Source organism: Bacillus vallismortis (genome assembly GCF_040784915.1).
Classification (GTDB): domain Bacteria; phylum Bacillota; class Bacilli; order Bacillales; family Bacillaceae; genus Bacillus; species Bacillus subtilis_G.
Genome location: NZ_CP160797.1, coordinates 4,224,363 through 4,245,350 on the forward strand (window position 1 = coordinate 4,224,363; position 20,988 = coordinate 4,245,350).

Consider the following 20,988-nt stretch of genomic DNA (forward strand, 5'->3'; position numbering starts at 1 on the left):
GGGTGATGAGCTGTTGGAGTTATAATACAAAATCAAGCGTAACTAAGAAAGTCACGAAATAAAGAGGGCGAAGAAACAGAAGAAGCATTGGTAAAACATCGAAAAAGACTTCTTGATATTGCTCATAAAAATAATTGGCAGTATGAAATATTCCAAGAAGCTGAGAGTTCAATGGATGAAATGCGACCTGAATACCAAAGGATGATTAACAAACTCACAGATGGCATATTTGACGCTGTTTTGTCAGTTAACTTAGCACGGGTTACAAGGGATGATGCAGAGACACCTAAATTCATGAACCTTTTACGACAAGATGATGCTTGTAACGAAAATAAAGCCGGAAGGCAAAAACATCTATTAGCCGATTCATTATAAGGATTTTTTTCTTAGGCTAGCAAAAAACCGTTTAAAATACTCTTCTAATGCTACTTCACCCAACTTAGGCTTAAAATTCAAATCCTGTCTTGATGTAGTAAGGTCATAGTGTCTATTTATTCCACCATAATATAATTCTACCTGACTTCTAAGTAGTGATGGCTGAGTATTCTTTTCCTTTGCTTCAAATTCAAGTTTATCAGCTAAATGTAACAACTGTTCTTTAGTATATTTTTGTGGTATCTCAAGATTAGGAATAAATTTTTTTGCAATTTTAATGATATCATCTGAAGTTACAGGCTCTTCATTAGCCAAGATATATCTTGTACCTCTTACACCTTTTTCCGCTGCAGCAATCATACCTTTCACAACATCAGTTACATCTATTGGCGTCATTTCACTTATATAGTTAACTTTCATCTTTCCTAAAAGAATACTTTCGAAGGCCAGTATGGTTGGAGTTTTCTTTAAAAACTCTCCACCAATCATTGCACCAGGAAGAACGCTAACCATATCCAAATCATATTTTTCTGCCAGCTCCCAAGCTGTTCTTTCAGCTCGTGCTTTTGAATCAAAGTATGCATTTCCATGACTGTTTTCAAGCCATGTAGTTTCATCAATTTTACCCTTTAAGTTTGTCTTGTCCAATGACAATGCTGCTACGGAGCTTACATATACTATTTTTCTTACATTTGCTTCTTTAGCAGCCTCCATTATATTTTGAGTTGCCTCAACATTAGGAATAATGATCTCTTTTTCAGGATCTTGTGCCCAATGTTTAAATACAGCAGCTACTTGATATAAGGTATTCACTCCATCAAGTGCTTTATGAAGTGAGTCTTTATCCCTCAAATCGGCGTAGACGATCTCACAATCAAGGTCTACAAATGGTTCTTTGTCATTTAAATCTCGTACACCTGCTCTAACAGTTTCTCCTCTTTTTAATAATTCCCTTACCAAGTTGTTACCCAAATGACCATTTGCACCTGTTACCAAGGAAATTTTTTTCATAAATAAATCCTCCTAAATCAGTGATTACACCAGTCATCATAATGCGATAATAGCCTGTTGTAATTGACATATGTAAATTGCAATAAAAAAACACCAAATACTTTTATTTGATGTTTCCTAAAAACGTTTATTCTATTTTCATACTTCTCTTAATTCTACTAAGTGAGCTTGCTCTAATTCCAATATAAGAAGCAATATATGATTGATTTATCCTATTTTCTAAAGAAGAATACTCTCTTTTAAACTCCATGTACCTTTCCAGTGCATCTTTCATAAGTAACGCCTGTTCTCGATTTAGCGTATCAACAAGAATCTTCTGAATATAATTAGTGAATATAACCTTCATTTGATTAGTTTTCTTCATACCTAGGTATATGGAATTATACGGAATAACTACGCAAATGCTGTCTTGCAGGCTTTCTACACTAAATCTAGCTTCTTCAACTCTTAATAAACCCTCTGCACAGGCAAATTCCGTTTCAGCTGCAAAACATTTTGTCACATCATTCCCTGAAGCATCTATATAATATCCTCTCATAATTCCTTTATGAATATAATACAGTGAAGAAACTCTTTGCCCCTGACTTAAAACAATTGTACCCTTTGGTACCATCTTTATATCAGCTGTTGAATTGAATAAGTATTTTAAATCTTCTTCCAATTCCAGCTTCAAACCAGCTTCGATATAATCACTCGGCTTATTAAGCATAATTATCACCTCTCTAAACATATAAGGCATATCCTTTATCCACAATTTCACTATTATAGCATTTAACCATGTCAAGCAATATAATAGATTCACTTAAAATTCAATACAATCAACGATTAGCACTTATTGGGGTAGCAACACACATCCATCAACTTAAGAAATTGACTGTTACCCAAAACGAAAAAAAAAATTTAATTTATATAAATCACTATCAAGAGATAAAAATTTCGTTTTGGGGGTACTTCAAAATATTAGCTTGATGGGGAGCTACCCTTTTAACTAAAGATATATTATCGGCACAAAAAAGAACTTTAATTGACGGGACTGACCCATAATATGAGACAAATAAAAAACACCTTCACGTTTGAAAGGGGAAATATTTAAAGTATTTAATTTTATACTTGTGATACAGTAAGAATGAAAAACAAGTTGAAAGAAGGTGATCCCATGCCAAACAAAAGTAAACCCAATAAATTAATCGCTGAGAAGTCTCCATATTTACTCCAACACGCCCACAACCCTGTGGACTGGTTCCCTTGGGGAGAAGAAGCCTTCGAAAAAGCAAAACACGAAAACAAGCCGGTACTTGTCAGCATCGGTTATTCGACTTGTCATTGGTGCCATGTGATGGCTCACGAAAGCTTCGAGGACGAGGAAATTGCGCGTCTCCTCAATGAACGGTTTGTGGCGATTAAAGTGGACCGGGAAGAGCGTCCGGATGTGGATTCTGTTTATATGAGAATCTGTCAGCTGATGACCGGGCAGGGCGGCTGGCCGTTGAATGTGTTTATCACGCCTGACCAGAAGCCGTTTTACGCGGGTACATATTTTCCAAAGACGAGCAAATTCAATCGTCCCGGTTTTGTTGATGTGCTTGAGCATCTGTCTGAGACATTTGCGAACGATCGCGAACATGTCGAGGATATTGCGGAGAACGCCGCTAAACATTTGCAGAACAAAACAGCTGCAAAATCAGGTGAAGCCCTTAGCGAGTCAGCGATTCACCGGACATTCCAGCAGCTTGCCAACGGGTTTGATACGATCTACGGGGGTTTCGGGCAGGCGCCGAAATTTCCGATGCCCCATATGCTGATGTATTTGCTTCGTTATCATCACAATACGGGGCAGGAAAATGCTTTATACAACGTGACGAAAACGCTGGACAGCATGGCGAATGGCGGCATTTACGATCATATCGGCTATGGATTTGCCCGCTACTCGACCGATGACGAATGGCTCGTTCCCCATTTTGAAAAAATGCTATATGATAATGCGTTGCTGCTGACGGCTTATACAGAAGCTTATCAAGTTACGCAAAACAGCCGGTATCAAGAGATTTGCGAACAAATCATCACCTTCATTCAGCGGGAAATGACTCATGAAGACGGAAGCTTTTTCTCCGCTTTAGACGCGGACACAGAAGGAGAAGAAGGAAAGTACTACGTGTGGTCAAAGGAAGAGATTCTGAAAACGCTCGGAGACGATCTCGGAACGCTGTATGGCCGAGTGTATGATATCACTGAAAAAGGGAATTTTGAAAGCAAAAATATTCCGAACCTCATTCACACAAAGCGGGAACAAATCAAGGTTGAATTCGGTTTAACCGAGGAAGAGCTCAGCCTCAAGCTTGAGGACGCAAGACGACAGCTCTTGAAGACACGCGAAGATAGAACATATCCGCATGTCGATGATAAGGTGCTGACCTCTTGGAACGCGCTGATGATCGCGGGCCTTGCCAAAGCGGCAAAGGTATTCCAAGAACCAAAATATCTCAGATTAGCGGAAGACGCCATCACATTTATTGAAAACCAATTAATCATTGACGGCCGTGTAATGGTTCGGTATCGAGACGGCGAAGTGAAAAACAAAGGCTTCATCGACGATTACGCTTTTCTCCTATGGGCTTATCTGGATCTCTATGAAGCCTCGTTTGATCTTTCTTATTTAGAAAAAGCGAAGAAACTGACAGACGATATGATCGGCTTATTTTGGGATGAGGAGCATGGCGGGTTCTACTTCACCGGACACGATGCAGAAGCCTTAATCGTCCGAGAAAAAGAAGTATATGACGGCGCCGTGCCTTCCGGAAACAGCGTGGCAGCCGTTCAGCTGCTGCGCCTCGGACAGGCCACAGGCGACTTATCATTGATTGAAAAAGCGGAAACGATGTTTTCTGTGTTCAAGCCGGATATCGACGCGTATCCGAGCGGCCATGCTTTCTTTATGCAAAGTGTGTTAAAGCATGTGACGCCTAAAAAAGAAATCGTTATTTTTGGCAGCGCAGACGATCCAGACAGAAAACAATTGATAACCGCGCTTCAAAAAGCCTTTAAGCCAAACGACTCCATTCTGGTGGCAGAACATCCTGATCAATGCAAAGACATAGCACCATTCGCAGCAGACTACCGCATCATAGACAGCAAAACAACCGTGTATATTTGCGAAAACTTCGCCTGCCAGCAGCCGACAACAAATATCGAAGAAGCCATCCAAACATTAATAAGCAGCAGGGATTAAGACCCTTGCTGCTTACTTTGTGATTTCTTATGGTACCATAACGCGATTCCCGCAAAAACAAGATTGACCGCTATCGTAAATAAAGCCTCCCACATCGGGTTTCCCCGCGTAACCGTAAATAACGAAGGAATTCCCCCATACACACTGTTTTTTTCTGTGATAAACATACACAAAAACATATTATTCGCGGCATGGGCGCCAAGTGATATTTCAATACTGCCTGTTTTAATCGTGTAATAGGTCCACACAAAACCAAAAGTTAAATACTCAATTCCTGCCCAGACAGCGCCATTGTTCATTTCTGGATTCGCAAAATGCAGTACGCCAAACAAGCCTCCGACAATCAATGTCAAGATAAGAGGATTTCTCGTCACTCTCCCGAAAGCTTGAAGCAAAAATCCTCTGAAAAACAGTTCCTCAGCTGACGTTTGAAACGGAACCAAAATGAGAGCCGCCGCCACCAGCCAGATAAACCGTGAAGGATCAACATCTTGCATTGAATAGCTGTCAGGATGAATCGCAAAGTCAATCAATTGTACGGCGATCATCAGCAAGAAATAAGCAATAAAGCCAAAGGAAATTCTCCGCCAATTGATCTTAGCGTTTGGCGTAATGACCGATCGAAACGGCCGTTTCAGAATAAAGCGCACAGCCAGCCATACTCCCGGAATCGCAAATAAATAAATGACATGAGCCAAATAAAGATCGACCAGTGGATCACTCAGCACAGCTTCATCCAAATCAAACGTGATATCTGGATTCACAATAACCGTAAACAGTATAGCGAAAAGGTAAGCAATATTCCCGAATACATATAAACCTACGATCACCAAAAAGGCGAAAAAATATCTCCATAATGTATTGTTTCCTTCTAATGGACGGATAAATGAATTCATTCCTTCTATGTCTCTTCCTTTCAATGAGAATATTCCTATATAATTGCATAAATTGGTCTTCAAATCTACTGTTTTGGAAATCTTTTAAGCAAAATGAAAATAAAGAGTGCGAATTTAGTTCTTTCATCTAGTGATTTGAACTCTGTCGCCAATGAATCAAGATACTTATAATAATTCCAAGAGGGGAATTTTCAGTTTTTTCTTACTAATCAAAAGGGGGTTTTTTATGAATACGATCTTCAAACAGAAGAACACACATCCTTTCTCCAACGCAGCGAATCGTTTAGACCGCCTTCCGATTTCTCGCGTTCACTTCCAAGTATTAACCGCTCTCGGCATTGTTTATTTTTTTGACCTTGCAGATTTATTTACCCTCAGCAATGTAGCACCGGCACTGATCGAGCATTGGGGCATCCCGCTTTCAACCATTGCCAATATAACGGCAGCTTCATTTTTAGGCATGTTTTTAGGCGCATCGCTGGGGGGAAGGCTGTCCGATCGAATCGGCCGCAAAAAAGCCTTACATCTATTTGTGTTTGTTTTCTCCATCGCATCGCTATGCAATGCCTTGGCATGGGATATCCCGTCTTTAATGACATTCCGTTTTCTCACCGGATTTGGTGTCGCAGCAGCCATGGTGATTACCAATAGCTATTTGGCGGAATTTTTTCCTTCCAGTGTCCGCGGGAAATATATTTCTTTCTGCGCCATGATTGGATTGGTCGGCGTCCCGATCACCAATATTGTGTCTGCCTTTGTCATTCCGCTCGGTTCATGGGGATGGAGGCTTGTATTTGTATGGGGTGCCGTCGGCCTTATTTATTTTTTCTTCATCCGCCGTCTGGAAGAGTCACCTCGCTGGCATGAAAATCGCGGTGAATATGCGAAAGCTGATGCGATCCTCAATCGAATTGAGGCGCAGGTTGAACAAGAGAAAGGCCAGCTTCCGGCACCGGCTCAGCCTAAAGCAAACAGTGCCGTTCAGCAGCATGCCGGTTACGCAGGGCTATTGAAAGGAAGAAACCTCAAAATCACCATCGTTTTATCTGCTGTATGGATTTTTGAAACGTTTGGGTTTTACGGATTTGCGTCATGGGTTCCAAGCCTCTTAAAAAGCAACGGCATCTCCATGGAAAATACATTGTGGTATAACGTACTGCACTCCGTCGGCGCTCCGCTTGGCGCACTGCTCGGTTCGTTGATTTCTGAAACATTTCAAAGAAAATGGATTTTAGCCGCCAGCGCCTTTTTGACAGCCATCGCCGGCCTCTTATATGGCATGACTTTTATTCCGATCATGATCATTGTGTTTGGTTTTATCGTGAATATCACGGAACGGGTTTTCACCTCGAACTTATACGCCTATACGTCCGAACCTTATCCGACTGAATATCGCTCGTCTGGCAGCGGTTTAGCCTATGGCCTCGGCCGCTTTTCAAACATTTTCGGCTCATTGCTCGTCGGATTTATCGCCGTTCAGCTCGGCTATGTCAGCGTCTTTTTATTTATCGGCGGCTGCTGGCTCGCATGCTCCTTACTGTTAATCTGCTTCGGTCCTAAAACGAATGCGAAACAGATTTGAAAAAAGTCAGTGCGGACCTGCCGCACTGATCTCATTACAATTCCTTCAACATCCTCGCGGGGTTTCCGCCTACAACAGTATTAGCAGGTACATCCTTAGTCACAACAGCCCCCGATGCGATCACCGCGTTATCACCAATCGTCACTCCCGGGTTAATTACCGTCCGGCCTCCGATCCAAACATGATCTCCAATGGTCACAGGCTTACCGAACTCCTGGCCGGACTTTCTTTCAATCGGATCAAGCGGATGACCAGCCGTATAGATATGTACCCCTGGCGCAATCAAACAGTGACGTCCGATACGCACCTCACACACATCTAAAATAACACAGTCAAAATTAACAAATGTATGATCTCCAATATGAATGTGATAGCCATAATCACAGCGAAATGTCGGCAAAATCGTGACTTGATCACCAAGCGAGCCGAGCAGCTCCTTCAAAAGCTCCGTCCGCACTGCATCATCTTCTGGTGTTTCGTTATATTGTCTACTCAGCTGTCTCGCACGTTTGCGTTCAAGTAGTAGTTGTTGATCTTCCGGATTATATAGTTCTCCGGCTGCCATTTTTTCTTTTTCTGTCCTCAGCATTCAAGTCACTCCATGTCAGATTATAATCTCAATCAAATTTCCTTCATCATCTTCAATCACACTTTCATAGTAGCTGTCTCCTGTTGTCCTCGGGCCGTTTACTACGGCAAAACCATCCTTCTTCAATTGATCGGTCAGTTCATCAACCTTCTTCCGGCTTCCAACGGAAAAAGCAATGTGCGCCCAGCCTGTCATTGTTTGTGAAGGCGGATCAGTCACATTTCCTTTTTTCATGATTTCCAGCCTTGCTCCGGAATCAAATGTCATAAAATAAGACTTAAAATCCTTTTTCTCATTATGATACAAATCATTCGCTTTGCCATTAAAATACGTTTCATAAAAGGATTTCATTCGCTCTAAATCATTGACCCAGATCGCTGTATGTTCAATCCGCATTTCTTCCTCCTCCTTCATCTTCACCTTCAAAGAAGTTATAAAGTATGAAATGCATTTCAGTTCAAGCTTTTTTCTCGAATTGATGCTGAATTTTGATATCAATCGGTTCATCCCGCAAGAATAGAGAGAATGCTGCGATGCCGAGCTGCTCAAGATTCAAATCTAGCGACGGAAAGCCAAGAACTCGGCTGATAGAAGAATTCCCCTCGCCAATGATTTCAACATCCCATTTATTCTTTTGGGCAAATACATGGATTCCAGCTGCCACTTCATCACTATTTGCGTAAATAGCAGTCGGTACCTGCCCGCTCGTATAAAAGTGCTGTGCAGCCCGCTCACCGTCATTCATATCGTTGCATCCTGACAGTATATGACGGTCTTCCAGCCTCCCGCAGACAGCTTTATAGGCCGCAGCTTTATCAGCCGTGCTCGGGCTCCTGCCGGCATCTCTGACGCACGTAAAAGCGATATTCTCATGTCCCCGGCTCTTTAGATAGCGAAAGCTCTCTGCATACGCAGCTTTTCTGTCATTGTAAGCACATGGGACATCAATCTCTCCGGTATCCTCACATGCAATGATCGGCCCATACTCCTGATAAGCGATAATGCTGTCCCAGTCATTGGCGCGGGATGTTATGATGAGACCATCTATTTTCTTCGTTCTTAACAGTTCTAGATATTTGATTTCAATAGCGGGGTTATAATTGGTGGGGAGAAGGGTCGTTGCATACTCATGCTGAAATGCCGCCTTGGTGATCCCGTTTACGATTTTATCAAAGCAGGGATGATCGCTATAAGGCAGAATCACACCGATAGTATGGGTTTTCCCGCGAATCAAATCGATTGCGGTTCGATTTGGTATGTAATCTAATTCCTTTATGACTTGATGAACAAGTTTCCTCTTTTCTTCAGACACATACGGATAATGATTCAATACACGTGAAACGGTCGAAACAGATACATTTGCCAATCTTGCAATCTCTTTTATGTTTGCCATCTCTTTCTCCTTTTTCATATAAAAAAGCAGTAAGTGTAAATTCCTTACTGCCATCTCATCATATATTGATCATAAGTTCAACAGGACAATGGTCGGAACCCATGACGTCCGCTGATATGCAGGCATCCCCAATCTGTCCCTTCAGCCTTTCGGAAACAACAAAATAATCGAGACGCCATCCGATATTTCTTTCCCGGGCGCCGGCGCGATACGACCACCAGGAATAAGCGCCTTCAAGATTAGGATAGACATGACGGAATGAGTCAATAAATCCAGCTTCTAAGAAACGAGTGAATGCCCCTCTTTCTTGATCAGAAAATCCAGCGTTATTCCGATTCGCTTTTGGATTTTTCAAATCGATCTCCTGATGAGCTACGTTCAAATCGCCGCATAAAATGACCGGTTTTTTCTTATCCAATTCAAGAATATAAGATAATAAAGCGTCTTCCCATTGCATTCGGTAATCGATCCGCTCCAAACCCCTTTTAGAATTGGGCGTGTAAACGGTCATCACAAACATGTTTTCAAATTCCAGCGTAATCACTCTGCCTTCTTGATCATGCTCTTCCTTTCCGATACCGTACATAACCCGCAGCGGCTCTTTTTTTGAAAAAACAGCCGTGCCGGAATATCCTTTTTTCACTGCGTAATTCCAATACACATGATAGCCTTCAGGCTGAAGATCGACCTGGCCGTCCTGTATCTTTGTTTCCTGAAGACATATAATATCTGCATCCTCTTCTTTCAGGTAAGAGAGGAAATCCATCTTTCTCATAACAGCCCGCAGGCCGTTTACATTCCAAGAAATCAGCTTCATGTTTCATCCCCCCTATAAAAAAGAGCAAGAACCCGAAGGTCCTTGCTCTTTACGTATCAGCTTACTCACCAGTTACGTATGGAAGTAAAGCCATTTGACGAGCGCGTTTGATCGCTGCAGTCAATTTACGTTGGTATTTAGCGTTTGTTCCAGTTACACGACGTGGTAAAATTTTACCGCGCTCAGAAACAAACTTTCTAAGAAGATCTACATCTTTGTAGTCGATGTGCGTGATACCGTTAGAAGTGAAATAACACACTTTACGGCGTTTCGCACGACCGCCTCTGCGTCCTCCTGCCATTGTCATTTCCCTCCTTTCTGTTTTAGATTAAGCGATATTCTCATTAGAATGGAAGATCATCATCCGAGATGTCAATCGGTTTGCCGTCGTTGGCAAACGGGTCATCATTAAAGCTGTTTCCCTGATTGCGTCTCTGGTTGTTGTTCTGATTTCCCCCGAATGGATTATCATTTTGGCCTCCGCCAAAGTACTGGCCTCCGCCGCTGTTTCCTTCGTTGTATCCACCTGAACCAGAACCGCCGCCGCTTTTAGGCTCAAGAAACTGAACACTTTCAGCTTGAACTTCGGTCACGAAGACACGCTGTCCTTGCTGGTTTTCATAGTTTCTTGTTTGTAAACGGCCATCTACGCCTGCAAGGCTTCCTTTTTTCAGGAAGTTTGCAACGTTTTCAGCTTGTCTTCTCCAAGTGACACAATTAATGAAATCGGCTTCACGTTCTCCGGACTGGTTCGTAAACGTACGATTCACAGCAAGAGTAAACGTGGCAACAGCCGCACCGTTTGGCGTATAACGAAGCTCTGGGTCTTTTGTCAGTCTTCCGACTAATACAACTCGGTTAAGCATAAGAAAGACCACCTTTTACCATTATATATTTCAAAATTGCTTATTCTTCTTCTTTAACAACAATGTGGCGAATGATATCGTCACTGATCTTAGCTAGACGGTCAAATTCTTGAACTGCCGCAGCATCAGCTTGAACGTTTAAGATTTGGTAGAAACCGTCGCGGAAATCGTTGATTTCGTAAGCAAGACGACGTTTACCCCAATCCTTTGTTCCAGTGATCTCCGCACCGTTAGAAGTCAGAACGTTGTTGAAACGCTCGATAACTGCTTTTTTAGACTCATCGTCAATGTTTGGGCGGATAATGTACATAACTTCGTACTTTCTCATCTGTTTGCACCTCCTTTTGGACTAAGCGGCCCATAATGGGCAAGGAGCAATAATTCTATTACTCACAATTTTATATTATACCAAAGCTCTTGTCCCTTTACAACTGCATCCTATACATTAAATCGGAAATGAATAACATCCCCGTCTTGGACCACATATTCTTTCCCTTCGAGACGGACTTTTCCTGCTTCTTTGGCTCCTGCCATGCCGCCGCCCGCAAGAAGATCCTCATAAGCAACAGTTTCAGCACGAATGAAGCCTCGCTCAAAGTCACTATGAATAACGCCTGCACACTCAGGGGCTTTCATGCCTCTTTTGAATGTCCAAGCTCTGACTTCCTGTTCCCCGGCTGTGAAATATGTTGCAAGGCCAAGCAGAGAGTATGACGCCTTAATCAGCTGATCAAGACCTGATTCTTCAATGCCAAGCTCTTCAAGGAACATTTGCTTTTCTTCGCCTTCAAGCTCAGCGATTTCAGATTCAATTTTCGCACAGACAACGATAACTTCCGCGTTTTCGCCGGCAGCGTACTCACGAATCTTCGCTACATTTTCATTGCCAGACGGGTCAGCCACTTCTTCTTCACTCACGTTCGCCACATACAAGATAGGCTTCGAAGTCAATAAATGAAGCTGCTTTGCAAGCTTTTGCTGCTCTTCAGTAAACTCAACAGAACGAGCGGGTTTTTCATTCTCAAACGCTTCTTTCAGTTTAGACAGAATCTCAAACTCGAATACAGCGTCTTTATCTTTTTGCTTTGCAAGTTTGCTGACGCGTGTAATCCGCTTTTCAACCGTTTCCATGTCAGCAAGGATCAGCTCAAGGTTGATTGTTTCAATATCATCAATCGGATCAACTTTTCCGGAAACGTGTGTAATGTTGTCATCAGAAAAAGCACGGACAACGTGGCAAATCGCGTCAACCTGCCGAATATGAGAAAGAAATTTGTTACCGAGTCCTTCTCCTTTAGACGCGCCTTTTACGATCCCTGCAATATCAGTGAATTCAAAAGCAGTCGGCACAGTCTTCTTCGGTTTGACCAGCTCAGTCAGCTTTTGCAGACGATCATCCGGTACTTCTACAATTCCCACATTCGGATCAATCGTACAGAACGGGTAGTTGGCTGATTCGGCACCGGCCTGTGTAATTGCGTTAAATAATGTTGATTTCCCAACGTTCGGCAAACCGACAATTCCAGCTGTTAAAGCCATTCTTTCATCTCCTCTATATAAAACCGTCATTGTATAAACGTATTTTGAACCTAGAGCAATTATAAGGAGGTTCACTGGAAAAGACAAGCTGACAAAAAAGCATTTTCAGCCTGTTAATCCCTTTGATTATGCTTTTTTCAAACCTACTAAACAGTCAAAAAGCGTACTTCCCATTCCATTATCGGAATTTGTATCGTTTGTCAGTGTATTGACTGAGCCTCCAAAAGCCGCCCACATGCCCTCATCTATATTAACCGTCTTTGGATGAGCCTGCTTCATCACCTTCACCTTGCCCTTCAAGCGCCCGCGGTCATTAAAGATACTGACCTCGTCTCCGTCCTGAAGATTCTGCTCCACCGCTATATCTGGAGAAATATCAACTTGAATATGCTGAAGCTTTTCAATAAACGGCACATGCTGAGAGTGATTAGAGCGTTGCGGATGAATAGACAAAAGCGTGTAGGGATACTTTTCGGCTAACTCTTCATTATGGAAAACAGATTCTTCGGGTACGTTTAATTGAAGCAAACCGCTAAATCCTTTTTCCTCAGCTAACGACGAAGTAAATTCAAATTTTCCGCTCGGCGTCAAAAACTGATAATCCTCCCACGGAACCTGCTTGACCGGAAGAGGGAGGTGGCCTTTTTCTTTCAATCGCTTAAGCGTCACATTCTCTGCTTCCAATGAAGAAAGCCCCATCTCTAAAAATTCTTCAGTGCTGTAGTCAAACAGCTCGCCAAATCCAAGGCGTTTTGCAAGCTCTGACCAAATCCAGCTGTCCGACTTTGCTTCTCCCTGCGGTTCCACAAGCTTCTTCCCGTACTGAACGTAATGATGATACATGCTGGAGTAGTAGATATCCTCTTCTTCAAAAACAGTGGCAGTCGGCAGCACATAGTCACACAGCTTTGCCGTATCCGTCATGATCGAATCAATCGCCACCGTCATCGGCACGTTTTCAAATGCTTGTCTTACTTTATTGGTATTTGGCACCTGAGTCAGCGGATTTCCGCACGTCACAATGATCATCTCAATAGCTGGATCAGCAGACGTCAACACCTCTTCAGCCTGCGTCATCATGGAAAACGAACGTGATGCTGTTTTTAATTCCGGCAGGGTCAGCTTCGTTTTTGCAAAGCTCTCACCGATCTGGACGTTCCCGAAATTCGCGCCGCCGCCTTTAATTCCGACATTTCCGCTTGCCGCAACGAGTGCATCAATCCAGCGAATCGTTTCGCCGCCGTTTTTATATCGCTGCATGCCGAGCCCCATAAAGGTAGACACCGGGCCATCAGCATACAAACCAGCCAAATACTCCAGCTCCTCCATAGAAGTTTCTGTTTTGATAATAAACTCCTCTAAAGAAACAGTGTCCAAAAGCTCTTTCACATCATTAAAACCGACAGAGTGCTCAAAAATAAACGTCTCGTCCGTTCTTCCTGTCTCAATCAGAACCTTCAAAATGCCTGCCGCAAGCCAGCCGTCCATTCCCGGTTTGACAGAGATATACCGGTCTGCAAGCTTGGCAGTCGGGTTGAAGATCGGGTCAATCACCGTAATCGTGGCGCCCTTTTTCTTCACCTGCTGCAAGTGATGGTATAAGTGCATATTTGTTCTGGATACATTTCTCCCCCACACAACAACATGTTTGCTGTTGTAAATATCAAGCGGGCCGTGCCCATACGAACGGCCGAAATCCCAGCTTTGCGCCTCGATACCTGAGCCCCAACATATGCTGCCGACGATTTCAGTCACGCCGCCATATCCATTAAAAAAACGCTGATCTAGCGCTTTTAACAAACCGTTATTCGCATAATCATGGCTGTGCAAAACAGCAGTTGTCTCCGACGTTTCCTTGATCTCCCGGAGTTTATCGGCAATTTCATCAAGCGCCTGCTCCCAAGAAATCCGCACAAACTCGCCATTTTGTTTTTTCATCGGATAGCGAAGCCGATCAGGCGAATTTGTTTTTGTCTCAAGCATTCTGCCGCGGCCGCAGATTTTGCCTTCCGTAATCGGATGATTCGAATCTCCGTCCACTTTTGTTACCTTTCCCTCATCAACAGTCACCAAAAAGCCGCAGCTGTCCCAGCAATTCAGCGGACAAGCTGACTGATGCACTTTGCTCATCGCCGTCTTCTCCTTACCTTCTATATGAAAAAGCATGAGTGCAGGCCTTTTTATGAAGTAGGCTCCTCATGCTTGACTAGTACTTTTTTTAGTTTTCTTTCAAATTCTCTTCTAGGAATCATTACACTGTGAGAGCATCCCTCACACTTAATTCGAATATCCATTCCCATGCGTATAATTTTCCAGCTGTTCACTCCGCATGGATGCGGTTTTTTCATTTCTACGACATCATTCAGGCCAAAGTCTTTATCCGCCAAGACCCTTCACCTCTTTTCATAAACTGCTGTATCTATTGTACAAAAAAATTGATCATAAGAGCAATCAAGATATCCGAAAAGAAATACATCCTTTTATTTCCATTTACTCAAAATAGGATATAACAGCAGACAAACTAACAAGTACAAATTCAGCAACCCGTATATCGGATACAAGAACGCGATCAAATCAGAAAATCCGAAAGAAGTAAAAGGCACCATCAACGCTAACAGAATCAACACAATCATCCATCTCGGCATATGAACAAACGCCTTCAGCCGGCTGGACAGCCCCAGCAAACCAGCTACCGTCGTCGTATAAATCGCCAGACACAGAACCGCCGTCATACATAAAAAAAGGAGATAAGGCGCACCCTCCAAAACGGCAAACAACGGTATTTCAAACTGAGAAAGGGAGCCCGCCAGCTCCACTAACGTTTCATTATAAATAAATGAGATCACACCAAAAATAAGACCGCTTGCCACACTGGCGATTTTCGCTTCTCCGAGTCCTTTCATTTCTTTCCCGACGGAAGATAAAATCGCAACCACTGAAAGGATGTTCAAAGAGGTAAACGTAATGCTCGCAGGCCAGTTATACTGCCGGGTCAAATCAATCGTCCACGTGTGGTGGTGAGTGTTCTGAAAGGAGATCAACGCATACAGCAGACCCGCAACTAAAACAGGTATTAAAACACCATTTACTGATAATATCCCTTTCACATCCCAGAAAAACAAACACACAGTCACGATACAAATCAGCGCAATTCCCCACCAGAAAGGAAGCTTGTACATTTGCAGGGTCACACCGCCTCCGGCAATCATCACCATAGTCGTCGAAAACAAATAAAAAACAATGAGGACATCATAAATTTTCGCCAGCCATGGTCCCATCAGATGCTCCAGAACCGGCAGAAAATGAGTGGATTGAACCTTAAAACTAATTTTCATCACAATATAAGACGAGAACATGAACATGATTGTAAACAGCACAATAGCAAGTCCGCTTTCCGCCCCAAAAAACTGCCAAATCTCCTGACCGCTCGCATATCCGGCCCCGATCAGGCTCCCTAATATGAGCAGCATCCACTTCATCCCGGCTCTCCACAACCTCATCACCTCATAGCACAGAGTTCAGCTTGTTCCCGCTATTGTTACTATATAAATAACAGACAGCAAACATGCCATATTTTCATAGACATTGGCCGCAAGGTGAAATTATCATACGAAATACACATAAAAACTGCCAATGCAGACAGTCCGAGATCCTCATTCTTCACTTTTTCTAACTATGCCGCCGATTGAAGAACGGATGAAAATCACTTCTGATACCGAAATCTTTGACTTCGCCGTCATTAAAACACAATCAGTATAGACATCTATTCTCAATTGTTTTGTAAGCAGACCCTAGCTTGATCATGATCGAGGCATTGGAGCACAACACTTGTAATCAACCTACTAACCACTCATATTACGCCCTCTATTGATAAAAAATATCCGGCTCCATACACGAAGCATAAAAGACCCTGCTGCTGGATATACTGTAAACAACCTTACATATCTAAACACACACCACAGCTATTTTGCTACCTACTATAACAAGGAAGTGAAACCTATGAATCGAAAAGGCGGGCTTTTTTCCTCTCAGGAACGAGTAAAGCATTATGTTTCACATACGGATGCAGCTGCAGCAAAACAAATCCAAACCATCCTTTCTTCATCCTTACGTAAAGCTGCCGGCAGACCGATTATCGTGGTTTGTATCGGAACAGACCGTTCAACCGGTGATTCATTAGGCCCGCTCGTAGGAATGAAACTCAAACAGATGCATCTCACTAGATTTCATGTCTATGGCACTTTATCTGATCCCGTTCATGCTGTAAATATGAAGGATAAAATCAATGACATTCAAAAAATACATAAAAACCCGTTTATTATAGCGGTCGATGCATGCTTAGGACGCGTTAAAAGTGTGGGATCGTTTCAAATCGGAGACGGACCATTAAAGCCGGGAGCTGGTGTGCAAAAAGACCTTCCTGAAGTGGGAGATCTTCATATTAACGGAATTGTGAATGTGAGTGGTTTTATGGAATACTTTGTTTTACAAAATACAAGGCTGCACTTGGTCATGAATATGGCAAGTGTTCTTGCTGAAGGATTGAGTTTAACAGATCGGACAGAGTGGAGGCAGGAACGCCTTAGCCCGCTTCAAAGGATCACTGGGCGAATATAAAACAAAAAACCATCTTCGTTTGAAAGATGGTTTCTGTAATATTTATGAATCTCGTTCAGACAAAAGCTCTAAAATCCGGTCAAGATCTTCATTAGAGAAAAATTCAATTTCGATTTTGCCTTTTTTCTTTTGTCGTTTAATATTAACCGTTGTTCCAAAATAATTTTGGAGGTAAGATTCTCGTTCTTTTATAACCGCGTCTTTCACAGGTTCTTTTTTCTTTGTTTCACGTGAAACATTCTGATTTAACTGCTGAATCAGCTGTTCAAGCTGGCGAACATTGAGGTGTTCCGCAATCACTTTTTGTACAAGCGGTTCAAGCTTATTTTTATTTTTCAGGCCAAGAAGCGTGCGTCCATGTCCCATTGAAAGCGTACCTTCGGCAATAAGCTGCTGAATGTTTTCTGGCAGGGTCAGCAATCTTAAATGATTCGCAATATGCGGTCTGCTTTTCCCAAGACGTTTGGCAAGCTGTTCTTGCGTGAGGTCTAAGTGTTTCAGCAAAGAGTCATAGGCCTGAGCCTCTTCAAGCGGCGATAAATCTTCACGCTGAAGGTTTTCCAATAAAGCAATTTCTCTCATTAATGCCTCTGATAATTCACGGACAATCGCCGGAACCGTGTCTAAACCCGCCAGCTTTGCCGCTCGAAAACGCCGTTCGCCCGCAACAATATCATAGCCTTTTAAAGATTTTCTGACGATAAGCGGCTGTAGAATGCCATGCTGCAGCACAGATTCTTTTAGTTCAGCTAATGCCTCGTCATCAAAGTGTTTTCTTGGCTGATAAGGATTAGGGCGTAAATCAGCAACTTTAATTTCTTCAACTGTCTCATCAGACAAATCGACCTGATTAAACAACGCATTAATCCCTTTTCCAAGGCCTTTAGCCATTCGCAGCCACTTCCTTTGCTAAATCTAAATATACTTCTGCGCCTCTTGACCGCGGATCGTATAAAATGATGGGTTTTCCGTGACTCGGTGCCTCACTCAGACGGACATTACGCGGAATAACCGTCTTATATACTTTATCTCTAAAATATTTTTTAACTTCTTCAATCACTTGAATGCCGAGATTTGTCCGGGCATCAAGCATTGTCAGCAATACACCTTCAATCATTAAATCGGTATTCAAATGCTTTTGCACAAGACGTACAGTATTTAATAACTGGCTGAGCCCCTCCAAAGCGTAATATTCGCACTGTACAGGAATCACAACGGAATCTGAGGCAGTAAGCGCGTTAATCGTCAGCAGCCCCAATGACGGCGGACAATCAATAATAATATAATCATAATTCTGCTTTACTGCTTCAAGCGCCCTCTTCAGTCTCACTTCTCTTGAAATCGTCGGAACCAGCTCTATTTCAGCTCCTGCAAGCTGAATCGTCGCAGGAATCACGTCCAAGTTCTCTACTGTCGTTGCTTTAATTATATCTATTACATCTGCATCATCTACTAAAATATCGTACACACACTGCTCTACATCGGCTTTTTCAATCCCTAATCCGCTTGTCGCATTTCCCTGCGGATCAATATCTACCAGCAGAACCCTTTTCCCTATGTAAGCTAAGCATGCCCCAAGGTTGACAGACGTCGTTGTTTTGCCGACTCCGCCTTTTTGGTTCGTAATTGCTATGATTTTTCCCACGATGTCACCTACTTTCACATGAACATGTACTATCTTATTTCTATTCTATCAAAAAAAGATTAAAGCGTTTCATTTTTTTCATCATTTTGTTCCGATTCAGAAGGGAAATAATTGAAAATTTAAAGAACAGCTAATACTATCTCTTATAAATTCTGCGATTTCTATGTTTTTTTGACTTAAAAAAGGGATTTCTCAAAGAAAAAAAGAAGAAGTTACCGTGCAGAATGTACAGGACGGTGAGAATATGGTTTATAAAACAAAGAGAGATGTACCCGTTACGCTGATGATTGTTTTTCTCATATTACTGATACAAGCAGATGCCATTGTTCCTTTTGTGCTGGGAAATATGAGGGTTTCAGGCTGGATCATTTTTACTCTGCTGACGCTTTTAAATGTGCTCATCATTTGGAGCTTTATTGATCTGAAATATGTATTAAGGGAGCATCATTTGATCATTAAAGCCGGACTGATTAAACATCAAATTCCTTACGAAAAAATCGACAAAGTGGTTGAGAAAAAGAAGCTGTGGTCAGGTTTTCGTCTAATCGGGTCTCGTCATACCATCACGATATATTATCTGGGCGGCTGGGGGCACGCAGTGATTTCTCCGCAAGATACTGAAGAATTTATCCACATGCTCAAAGAAAAGAATTCTAATATAACAACGTTAACTAAAAGTAATTAATTCCCTTTTACAATAAAAATAAAAGCTCTCCTGCTTTTCAGGAGAGCTTTTATTTTGGTATGCGAATCGTTAATTGAATATATTCTTCAAATTCTTCTTCTTCTGTATTCAATTTTACACCGCTGTCTTCAACCATTGATAGTGACTGTCGAATCGTGTTCATTGCAATTCTTGTATCTCTGCTGAACGCTTTGCGTCTCGGCTTCGGTTTTCTCTGGCCTTGCTCCAGCATTTTCACCACTCGGTCTTCCGTCTGCTTTACATTTAAACTTTTCTCAATAATCTCTGTGAGCAGTGTGACTTGGAGCTCAGGCTGTTTCAGCGGAATCAGTGCTCTGGCATGCCGCTCAGTGATTTTCTTCTCCATAATCGCGTCTTGGACCGGCTGAGGCAGCTTTAATAACCGCAGCTTGTTCGCAATTGTTGACTGCCCTTTTCCTAAACGCTGCGCGAGAGCTTCCTGTGTTAAATCATGAAGCTCAAGAAGCCTAGCATAGGCATGCGCTTCCTCAATAGAAGACAGTTCTTCCCGCTGCAAGTTTTCAATTAACGCTACAGAAGCGGTTTCCGTATCCGAAAAATCCTTAATAATAGCCGGAATCTTTTCCCACTCGAGCGATTGAACCGCTCTCCAGCGTCTTTCACCTGCAATGAGTTCGTATTGGCCTTCTTCTTCTGTATGCCTGACAACAATCGGCTGAATAATGCCGTGTGTATGAATGGTCATTGCTAACTCTTTGATTTTTTCATCTGAGAAAATGGTGCGTGGCTGAAAACGGTTGGGAACGATAGCATTTACCGGTATTTCCAGAATCTCTTCTTTGTTTGTCTCTTGTTCAGCAATCTCCGGTTCCTGTTCCTTCTCACCAAGCCCGAAGAAACGAGAGAATGAATGCTTCATGTACCTACACCACCTTTAAAAACTGCCATTTTTATAATTCTATTTTCTCATGGTTTTTCCTGCTGTACATCCACCAATTTTGATGAAAATATGATGGTATTGTCACATCAGGCTGTCTAAATTACCCTTCAATTGGCGATCTATTAGGAGTTCCCGGTTTTCTTGGATACTTCTTAGGTGTATTTTTTGTCTTTCGTATCACCATAATATTACGATCGCTTTCTTCAATAGGCAGCTTAAAGGAATGGATATTCTCAAGTTCTCCTCCAAGCGTCGTGATCGCTTTTTTGCCAGCATTCAGTTCTTCTTCAGCTGATGCGGCTTTTAAAGCAACAAATAAACCGTTTTTCTTCACCAGAGGCAGGCAAAGTTCGCTCAAAACAGATAGTCTTGCAACTGCTCGCGCCGTCACAATATCATAGCTTTCCCGTACGTCTTTCCGCTGTCCGAATGTTTCAGCTCTGTCATGGCAGAATGTCGTATTCTCCAATTGCAAAGCTTCAGACAACTTTTCTAAAAACGTAATCCGTTTGTTTAGTGAATCCACGATTGTAACATGGAGGTGCGGAAAGCATATTTTAATCGGAAGACTCGGAAAACCCGCTCCCGCTCCGACATCACAAATCGTGTTCATCTGATTGAAGTCGACATAAAAAGCGGCTGTAATGGAATCATAAAAATGCTTAAGATACACTTCTTTTTTCTCTGTAATTGAAGTCAGATTGATTTTTTCGTTCCATTCAACCAGCATGTCATAATACAGCTCAAATTGCTCCAGCTGACGGGGAGAAAGGGAGATCCCTTTTTCCGCCAAACCAGAAGTGAATTCTTCAATATTCATGCCGT

At 42.4% G+C, this 20,988-nt stretch carries 23 protein-coding genes; 5 read left to right on the forward strand and 18 right to left on the reverse strand.

Annotation, left to right across the window (positions count from 1 at the left end):
- The first annotated feature begins 87 nt into the window (after nt 1-87).
- Nucleotides 88-375, forward strand: coding sequence for a recombinase family protein (locus ABZM97_RS21170; RefSeq protein WP_087993764.1), 288 nt, complete (start codon nt 88-90; stop codon nt 373-375).
- Here ABZM97_RS21170 and ABZM97_RS21175 read toward each other — a convergent pair.
- Together ABZM97_RS21175 and ABZM97_RS21180 are read right to left on the reverse strand one after the other, a co-directional pair.
- A complete protein-coding gene (locus ABZM97_RS21175) occupies nt 370-1,386 on the reverse strand; it encodes an NAD-dependent epimerase/dehydratase family protein (RefSeq protein ID WP_202327748.1) in 1,017 nt (338 codons plus the stop codon). The two genes, ABZM97_RS21170 and ABZM97_RS21175, sit on opposite strands and share 6 nt — an antisense overlap.
- A gap of 127 nt (nt 1,387-1,513) precedes the next feature.
- Nucleotides 1,514-2,095, reverse strand: coding sequence for a Crp/Fnr family transcriptional regulator (locus ABZM97_RS21180; protein ID WP_242519869.1), 582 nt, complete (start codon nt 2,093-2,095; stop codon nt 1,514-1,516).
- Between the two features lie 447 nt (nt 2,096-2,542).
- On the opposite strand from ABZM97_RS21180, the gene ABZM97_RS21185 reads away from it, so the two are divergent.
- Nucleotides 2,543-4,612, forward strand: coding sequence for a thioredoxin domain-containing protein (locus ABZM97_RS21185; protein WP_202327747.1), 2,070 nt, complete (start codon nt 2,543-2,545; stop codon nt 4,610-4,612).
- Here ABZM97_RS21185 and ABZM97_RS21190 read toward each other — a convergent pair.
- The gene (locus ABZM97_RS21190) at nt 4,609-5,508 is read right to left on the reverse strand and encodes a CPBP family intramembrane glutamic endopeptidase (RefSeq protein WP_087993768.1); all 900 of its coding nucleotides are present in this window, start codon (nt 5,506-5,508) and stop codon (nt 4,609-4,611) included. The genes ABZM97_RS21185 and ABZM97_RS21190 overlap by 4 nt on opposite strands.
- 226 nt (nt 5,509-5,734) lie before the next feature.
- Between ABZM97_RS21190 and ABZM97_RS21195 the strand changes: the two genes are divergently transcribed.
- On the forward strand, nt 5,735-7,090 hold the full coding sequence (locus tag ABZM97_RS21195; protein ID WP_253268761.1) for an MFS transporter: 1,356 nt from the start codon (nt 5,735-5,737) through the stop codon (nt 7,088-7,090).
- A 34-nt stretch (nt 7,091-7,124) separates the two neighbouring features.
- On the opposite strand, the gene ABZM97_RS21200 is transcribed toward ABZM97_RS21195, so the two are convergent.
- The 11 genes from ABZM97_RS21200 to ABZM97_RS21250 form a co-directional block, all read right to left on the reverse strand.
- Nucleotides 7,125-7,679, reverse strand: a complete 555-nt coding sequence (locus ABZM97_RS21200; protein WP_087993759.1) for a sugar O-acetyltransferase — start codon at nt 7,677-7,679, stop codon at nt 7,125-7,127.
- A gap of 15 nt (nt 7,680-7,694) precedes the next feature.
- A complete protein-coding gene (locus ABZM97_RS21205) occupies nt 7,695-8,075 on the reverse strand; it encodes a VOC family protein (protein ID WP_087993758.1) in 381 nt (126 codons plus the stop codon).
- 61 nt (nt 8,076-8,136) lie between these two features.
- The gene (locus ABZM97_RS21210) at nt 8,137-9,072 is read right to left on the reverse strand and encodes a LacI family DNA-binding transcriptional regulator (protein ID WP_202327744.1); all 936 of its coding nucleotides are present in this window, start codon (nt 9,070-9,072) and stop codon (nt 8,137-8,139) included.
- Between the two features lie 58 nt (nt 9,073-9,130).
- The gene (xth, locus tag ABZM97_RS21215; protein ID WP_087993756.1) at nt 9,131-9,889 is read right to left on the reverse strand and encodes an exodeoxyribonuclease III; all 759 of its coding nucleotides are present in this window, start codon (nt 9,887-9,889) and stop codon (nt 9,131-9,133) included.
- A gap of 61 nt (nt 9,890-9,950) precedes the next feature.
- Nucleotides 9,951-10,190 (reverse strand): 30S ribosomal protein S18, encoded by a 240-nt coding sequence (gene rpsR, locus ABZM97_RS21220; protein ID WP_010332656.1) that lies wholly within the window; start codon nt 10,188-10,190, stop codon nt 9,951-9,953.
- Between the two features lie 43 nt (nt 10,191-10,233).
- Nucleotides 10,234-10,755, reverse strand: a complete 522-nt coding sequence (gene ssbA, locus ABZM97_RS21225) for a single-stranded DNA-binding protein SsbA (RefSeq protein ID WP_039074877.1) — start codon at nt 10,753-10,755, stop codon at nt 10,234-10,236.
- A 40-nt stretch (nt 10,756-10,795) separates the two neighbouring features.
- Nucleotides 10,796-11,083 carry a 30S ribosomal protein S6 gene (gene rpsF / locus ABZM97_RS21230; RefSeq protein WP_014115888.1) on the reverse strand — a complete coding sequence of 96 codons (288 nt, stop codon included), beginning with the start codon at nt 11,081-11,083 and terminating at the stop codon, nt 10,796-10,798.
- A gap of 110 nt (nt 11,084-11,193) precedes the next feature.
- Nucleotides 11,194-12,294, reverse strand: a complete 1,101-nt coding sequence (gene ychF / locus ABZM97_RS21235) for a redox-regulated ATPase YchF (RefSeq protein ID WP_087993755.1) — start codon at nt 12,292-12,294, stop codon at nt 11,194-11,196.
- A 126-nt stretch (nt 12,295-12,420) separates the two neighbouring features.
- Complete coding sequence (locus ABZM97_RS21240; RefSeq protein WP_202327742.1) at nt 12,421-14,424, reverse strand: molybdopterin-dependent oxidoreductase; 2,004 nt, start codon at nt 14,422-14,424, stop codon at nt 12,421-12,423.
- Between the two features lie 50 nt (nt 14,425-14,474).
- Nucleotides 14,475-14,681 (reverse strand): DUF951 domain-containing protein, encoded by a 207-nt coding sequence (locus tag ABZM97_RS21245; RefSeq protein ID WP_087993753.1) that lies wholly within the window; start codon nt 14,679-14,681, stop codon nt 14,475-14,477.
- A gap of 93 nt (nt 14,682-14,774) precedes the next feature.
- Nucleotides 14,775-15,794, reverse strand: coding sequence for a hypothetical protein (locus ABZM97_RS21250; RefSeq protein ID WP_202327741.1), 1,020 nt, complete (start codon nt 15,792-15,794; stop codon nt 14,775-14,777).
- A 499-nt stretch (nt 15,795-16,293) separates the two neighbouring features.
- On the opposite strand from ABZM97_RS21250, the gene yyaC reads away from it, so the two are divergent.
- The gene (yyaC, locus tag ABZM97_RS21255) at nt 16,294-16,911 is read left to right on the forward strand and encodes a spore protease YyaC (RefSeq protein WP_087993751.1); all 618 of its coding nucleotides are present in this window, start codon (nt 16,294-16,296) and stop codon (nt 16,909-16,911) included.
- A gap of 42 nt (nt 16,912-16,953) precedes the next feature.
- Here yyaC and spo0J read toward each other — a convergent pair whose 3' ends face one another.
- Both spo0J and soj read right to left on the reverse strand, forming a co-directional pair.
- A complete protein-coding gene (gene spo0J, locus ABZM97_RS21260) occupies nt 16,954-17,802 on the reverse strand; it encodes a stage 0 sporulation protein Spo0J (protein WP_087993750.1) in 849 nt (282 codons plus the stop codon).
- Complete coding sequence (gene soj, locus ABZM97_RS21265) at nt 17,795-18,556, reverse strand: sporulation initiation inhibitor protein Soj (protein WP_003219244.1); 762 nt, start codon at nt 18,554-18,556, stop codon at nt 17,795-17,797. The genes spo0J and soj overlap by 8 nt, the downstream gene beginning before the upstream one ends.
- Nucleotides 18,557-18,800: 244 nt before the next feature.
- Here soj and ABZM97_RS21270 point away from each other — a divergent pair, with 244 nt between their 5' ends.
- Nucleotides 18,801-19,241 (forward strand): PH domain-containing protein, encoded by a 441-nt coding sequence (locus tag ABZM97_RS21270; RefSeq protein WP_087993767.1) that lies wholly within the window; start codon nt 18,801-18,803, stop codon nt 19,239-19,241.
- 49 nt (nt 19,242-19,290) lie between these two features.
- Here ABZM97_RS21270 and noc read toward each other — a convergent pair whose 3' ends face one another.
- A complete protein-coding gene (gene noc / locus ABZM97_RS21275; protein ID WP_003236638.1) occupies nt 19,291-20,142 on the reverse strand; it encodes a nucleoid occlusion protein in 852 nt (283 codons plus the stop codon).
- A 121-nt stretch (nt 20,143-20,263) separates the two neighbouring features.
- Entirely contained in the window at nt 20,264-20,983 is a 720-nt protein-coding gene (gene rsmG, locus ABZM97_RS21280; protein ID WP_087993748.1) for a 16S rRNA (guanine(527)-N(7))-methyltransferase RsmG, read from the reverse strand.
- Between the last annotated feature and the right edge of the window lie 5 nt (nt 20,984-20,988).